The sequence below is a fragment of the Arthrobacter sp. 05L45_2 genome (genome assembly GCF_056397525.1).
The window spans coordinates 1-5,430 of sequence record NZ_JBFTNO010000214.1; the positions used below are offsets into that span (position 1 = coordinate 1).

Below are 5,430 nucleotides of genomic sequence, written 5' to 3' on the forward strand. Positions count from 1 at the left end.
GTCCCATTCCGAACCCGGAAGCTAAGACCCACAGCGCCGATGGTACTGCACCCGGGAGGGTGTGGGAGAGTAGGTCACCGCCGGAACACTATTACAGGTCGAGAGCCTCCAACCACCAGGTTGGAGGCTCTCCCACTTTAACCACCCAACCAACACCCAGCCACGGTGGTTACCCTTGAGTAGGCATAGACCACCAACCACGGGAGATCCCATGACTGCACGGACCATCGTCATCACCGGCGCCAGCGACGGCATCGGCGCATCCGCGGCCAGGACCCTGGCAGCGCAAGGCGAGAACGTCGTCGTCGTCGGGCGCTCCGCGGAGAAGACCCGGCGGATCGCGCAGGAGACCGGCGCGGACTACCTCGTCTGTGACTTCGCCGAGCTGGCCCAGGTGCGCCGGCTCGCGGCGCAGCTACGGGAGAAATACCCGCGGATCGACGTTCTGGCCAACAACGCCGGCGGGATCATGGGCGCGCGGGAACTCACCGACGACGGCCACGAGAAGACGTTCCAGATCAACCACCTGGCGCCGTTCCTGCTGACCACCGAGCTGATGGACGTCCTCACCGCCAGCCAAGCCACCGTCATCAACACCTCCAGCGCCGCCAATTCGCTCTACGGCCGGCTGGACATCAACGATCTCGAGCTTGCCAACAAGTACACCGCCAACCTGGCCTACGGCAACGCCAAGCTGGAGAACATCCTCTTCACCGCCGAGCTGCACAACCGGTACCAGGCGGCCGGCATCTCCACAGCGGCCTTCCACCCCGGTGTAGTGGCCACCAACTTCGCCGCGGAGACCACCAGCCCCTTCAGGTTTATGTACCGCTCCTTCCTGAACAGGTTCATGCTCTCCCCGGAGCAGGGCGCAGACACCCTCGTCTGGCTCGCCACGGCCACACCGGGGCAGGACTGGGTCTCCGGCGCCTACTATGCCAAGCGGGCCCTGGCGAAGGCCAACAAGCAGGCCTACGACGCCAGGCTCGCCGCCGAGCTATGGGAGCGCAGCGCCGCCATGGTGGCGCAGGAACGCGACCTCGATCCCCGCGGCTGACACGGTCCGCAATCGTCCGGAACGTGGGATAGGATTTCCCTGATCCTCGCCGACACGCGGCCGAGGGCTTCTATGGGGGAAGGGCTCTCGAACGTGCGCCTGAAGAAACTGATCATCGTCTCACTCGCCGCCAGCGCCGTGGTGCTGAGCGGAACGGCCGTACCTGCCTCCGCAGCCCCGGCGCCAAAGTCCTACAAGAACTGCACCGAACTGAACAAGGTCTACCCGCACGGCGTCGGCCGCAAGGGCGCCAAGGACAAGACCACCGGCAAGAAGGTCACAAACTTCCGCGTCGACAGCACCCTGTACAGCTACAACGACGGCGGCSCSGTCMRGCACCGCGGCGAGTACGACCTCGACCGYGACAACGACGGCATCGCCTGCGAAAAGCGCTAACCCAAACGAAAGGCCCCGGCAGAGTTGCCGGGGCCTTTCGCGTACTTAGGAAGGTGCGGTCAAGCCGGCGGCTACCGCGCGGCCTCGACCGTGTCGATCGCCGTCAGGGCGCTCTCCATGGTGCCGGCGAGGTCGCTTGCGGGGGCGGGCTTGGCGAACAGGTAGCCCTGCAGGGAGTCGCAGCCGAGGTCCATCAGGTAACCGGCCTGCTCGGGCGTCTCGATGCCCTCGGCGGTGACCTTCAGGCCAAGGTTCTTCGCGGCCGTGATCATGGTCCGGAAGAACGGCAGGTGTTCCTTGCCGGTCTTGATCATCGCCACAAAGGACCGGTCGATCTTGACCATGTCCAGGGGCAGTTCCTTCAGCTTGCCCAGGGTGGAGTARCCGGTGCCGAAGTCGTCCATCGCGATCCGCACTCCGGCCTCGCGCAGCTGGCCCAGCTGCCGCAGCACGTCCGAATCGGCGTCGAAGAACACACTCTCCGTCAGCTCCAGCATCAGCTGCCGCGGGTTGACCCCGGTGGAGGCCACAATGGACAGGACATCTGTGGCGAAGTCGCGGTGCTGGAACTGCAGGCCGGAGACATTCACGGCGACGCTGTACGCGGCGTCGCCGGCCAGCCAGGGCCGAATCTCGGCGCAGGCCCGGCGCATGACCTCGTCGCCGATCTCACGGATCAGGCCGCTCTGCTCGGCCACGGGCAGGAACTGGTTGGGCGGGACCAGCTTGCCGTGCCGCTCCCAGCGCGCGAACGCCTCGAACTGCACCACAGCGCCGAGCCCGGGGGAGACCACCGGCTGGTAATGCACCGAAATCTGACCCAGCCCCACAGCCTGCCGCAGCCCGGCCTCGCCCTGGGCACCCTGCACGCCCGTCTTCAGCATCTCCGGCCGGAACTGCAGCCACGTGTTCTTTCCGGCCGCCTTGGCCGCAGCCATGGCCGAGTCCGCCTGCCGCAGCAGCTCCGCGCCGTCGTGCGTCTGCGACGACCGCGAGGCCAGCCCCATGCTGACCGCGGGGCGGACCATCGAGCCGCCCACCCGCGCCGGGACGTACAGGGACTCGGAGATCCGCTTGGCCACGGCCCCGGCGTTCAGGCACTCGGTCAGCAACACCACAAACTCGTCGCCGCCCAGCCGCGCCACGGTATCGTGCGGCCGGACGCAATTGCGCAGCCGGCTGGCAACCTCCACCAGCAGCTCGTCCGCGGCAGAGCGGCCCAGCATGTCGTTGTAGCTCTTGAAGTCGTCAACGTTGATCATCAGCACGTCCACCGGGTCCGGCCGGCGGAGGGCCGCGGCCAGGCGTTCGTTGAAAAGCGTCCCGTTCGGCAGCCCGGTCAGCGGGTCGCGCAGCACGGCAGCCTTGAGCTGGTCATCGTGTTCCGCGGGCGAAAGGCGGGGGAGGACGCCGGTGTGGCCGGGCACCAGCTCGGCTTCGAGCGAGGCGAACGTCCGACGCCGGGCGGCAGGCGCCGCCGCGGCGGCACCCGGCGCTGCGCCGTCGTACGCGTTCGCGTGACTCGACGCAGGGGCTGACGCGGCGTGCCCGGACACCGCCCGGACCGAGACGGCGACGGCGCCCGCGCCCGACGCACCGCTTGAGGCGCCGACGGCCGCGGACGGAACCGCGGAGCACGTGATCTCCAGCGGGAACTCCGAGGCGTCGCCCCGCCGGCCCGAGCCCGCGAAGGGTCGGGAACCCTGCGCGGCAGCGCCGGCGTCTGCCAGCCCGGCCAGGAGCTTGTGGAAGTCTTCCCGGGAGGATTCGGCCAAGAGCAGGGCGTAGTCGGCGCCGAGCAGCTGGGCGCGGGAGTAGCCGAAGAGTTTTTCCGCGGCGGCGTTCAGGAAAGAGATGGACCCGTCCGGGGCCAGCAGCAGCAGGGCGTCGGGGCTGTGCTCCAGCACTGCCTGCGCAAACGTTGCGTCCATAATGTGTACTGCCCCCAAAGCGATGGATCCGTGACTGGTGGCCCGCTGCCGGAAACCCCGTGGCGGTTGCCGGCGCCGTGCCTGCTGAAATCATAAGTGCTCGGTAGCACACTGCCGTGCCGCCCCGGCAGTATTTGCGAAAGCGTCCGAATGTGTCGTCCGGGCGCCCAGACACCCCGCCGGGCTACAGGACGGCGACGGCGTCCTGCAGCTCCAGGAGCGCCTCGGCGGTCTGTGCCATGGCAGCGCCCCGGCGGGCCTCCGGGACAGGCCGGGAGAACAGGTAACCCTGCAGGGCGTCGCACTCGTGTTCCATCAGGTACCGGGCCTGGGTGGGCGTCTCGATGCCCTCCGCGGTCACCCGCAGGCCCAGGCTGTGCGCCATATGGATCATCGAGGTCAGGATGGGGAGCCGCTCCTCGCCGGTGTGCAGCATGGAAACGAACGACTTGTCGATCTTCACCGCGTCCACGGGAAGCTCCTGCAGCCGGCCCAGCGAGGAGTAGCCGGTGCCGAAGTCGTCCAGGGCCACCCGGATGCCGGCCGCGCGCAGCGTGATCAGCTGCTGGATGACGTGTGTGGCGGCGTCGAAGAACACACTCTCGGTGACCTCCAGGACCAGCTGGTGCGGATCCACCCGGCTCCACGCGGYGATGTCCAGCACCCGCTCGGCGAAGTCCTTGTGCTGCAGCTGCACGCCGGAGACGTTCACGGCCAGCGTCCGGCCCGGGTCCTCGGCCAGCCAGGGCTGCAGTTCCGTGCAGCTTTGCCGGAGTACCTCGGCGCCGATGTCCCGGATCAGGCCACTGCGTTCGGCGGTCTGGATAAAGGTGTCCGGGGCCATGAGCTCCCCGTCGCGTTCCCAGCGGGCCAAGGCCTCGAACTGCACCACCTCGCGCCGGTTCGTGGAGACCACCGGCTGGTAGAACACCTTGATCTGGCCGAGTTCGACGGCGCGGCGCAGCCCCGCGGTCAGCTGGGTGCGCTCCAGCAGGGTGGTCAGCATCTCCGGCTGGAAGTGCACGTAGCAGTTCTTCCCCGCCTCCTTGGCTGCGTACATGGCCACGTCCGCCTGCCGCAGCAGCTCGGAGGAGGACATACCGTCGGATCCGCGCATGGCGACGCCCAGGCTCAGGCCCGGGCGCATCAGGGTGGCCTCGATGGTGACGGGGGCGTTCAGGGTGCTGACAATCCGCTGCGCCACGGTGTCCGTGTCATTGCAGCCCACCAGGAGCACCACAAACTCGTCGCCGCCCAGCCGGGCCACGGTGCCGTGCGGGCCCACGCAGTTCTGCAGCCGGCGGGAGATTTCCACAAGCATCTGGTCGCCGGCGTGGTGGCCCAGTATGTCGTTGACGTCCTTGAAGTCGTCCAGGTCCAGGAGCAACACCGCCACCGGCCCCGGGGACTCCAGTGCCGCCGTCGCACGTTCATTGAACAGCATCCGGTTGGCGAGCCCGGTCAGCGGGTCCTGGAAGGCCAGGGCCTTGAGCTGGTCCGCCTTCTGGGCGAGTTCGTCGAGGGCGCGGCGGGCCGTGTCCTGGGCCATGGTGCGGGAGGTGACGTCGCGGAAGTTCCAGATCCGGCCCACCACTTCCTCGGCCACCTTCTGCGGCCGCGAATACAGTTCCACGGTGCGGCCGTCCGTGAACTCCAGCAGGTCATGGCTGTGCAGTTCGTGGTTGGCGTAGAGCTCGGCGACCTTGGCTTTGAAGGTGTCCGGGTCCACCAGCTGCTTGGCGATGAAGCGGACCAGGGCGTAGGCGTCGTCCTCGGCCAGGATCTCGCGCGGCATACCCCAGAGCCGGAGGTATTGTTCGTTGACGCCGGTGATCTGGCCGGTGTTGGACACCACCACAATCGCGTCCGCAGTGGTCTCCAGCGTGGCGTCCAGGAGCGAGACGGCGTGCCGCCGCCCGGTGTCGTCGTCCTGGCGGTGGGAGGTGTCGCGGACCGCCACGGCCATGGACGTCTCCGTCTGCATGGTGACCAGTGAACACGTGATGTCCAGCGGGATTTCGTGGCCGTCGCGGTGCAGCCCCATCC

The 5,430-nt window shown here is 68.1% G+C and carries 4 protein-coding genes and 1 rRNA gene; 3 read left to right on the forward strand and 2 right to left on the reverse strand.

The annotated features are described in order from the left end of the window. The 3 genes from rrf to AC1DHD_RS13990 form a co-directional block, all read left to right on the forward strand. A 5S ribosomal RNA gene (rrf, locus tag AC1DHD_RS13980) occupies positions 1 to 86 on the forward strand; the annotation flags it as partial. 125 nt (positions 87 to 211) lie between these two features. Continuing rightward, positions 212 to 1,057, forward strand: a complete 846-nt coding sequence (locus AC1DHD_RS13985; protein ID WP_476880291.1) for an SDR family NAD(P)-dependent oxidoreductase — start codon at positions 212 to 214, stop codon at positions 1,055 to 1,057. 93 nt (positions 1,058 to 1,150) lie between these two features. Continuing rightward, positions 1,151 to 1,453 (forward strand): excalibur calcium-binding domain-containing protein, encoded by a 303-nt coding sequence (locus AC1DHD_RS13990; protein ID WP_476880292.1) that lies wholly within the window; start codon positions 1,151 to 1,153, stop codon positions 1,451 to 1,453. Between the two features lie 71 nt (positions 1,454 to 1,524). Here the strand turns inward: AC1DHD_RS13990 and AC1DHD_RS13995 are convergent, their stop codons facing one another. Further along, positions 1,525 to 3,384 carry a putative bifunctional diguanylate cyclase/phosphodiesterase gene (locus AC1DHD_RS13995; protein WP_476880293.1) on the reverse strand — a complete coding sequence of 620 codons (1,860 nt, stop codon included), beginning with the start codon at positions 3,382 to 3,384 and terminating at the stop codon, positions 1,525 to 1,527. Positions 3,385 to 3,568: 184 nt separating this feature from the next. Beyond that, a partial coding sequence (locus AC1DHD_RS14000) for a putative bifunctional diguanylate cyclase/phosphodiesterase (RefSeq protein WP_476880294.1) occupies positions 3,569 to 5,430 on the reverse strand: 1,862 nt, incomplete at its 5' end.

Coding starts and splice junctions, on each gene's coding strand:
- AC1DHD_RS13985 (WP_476880291.1), top strand. CDS start 212: ATGACTGCACGGACCATCGTCATCACCGGCGCCAGCGACGGCATCGGC.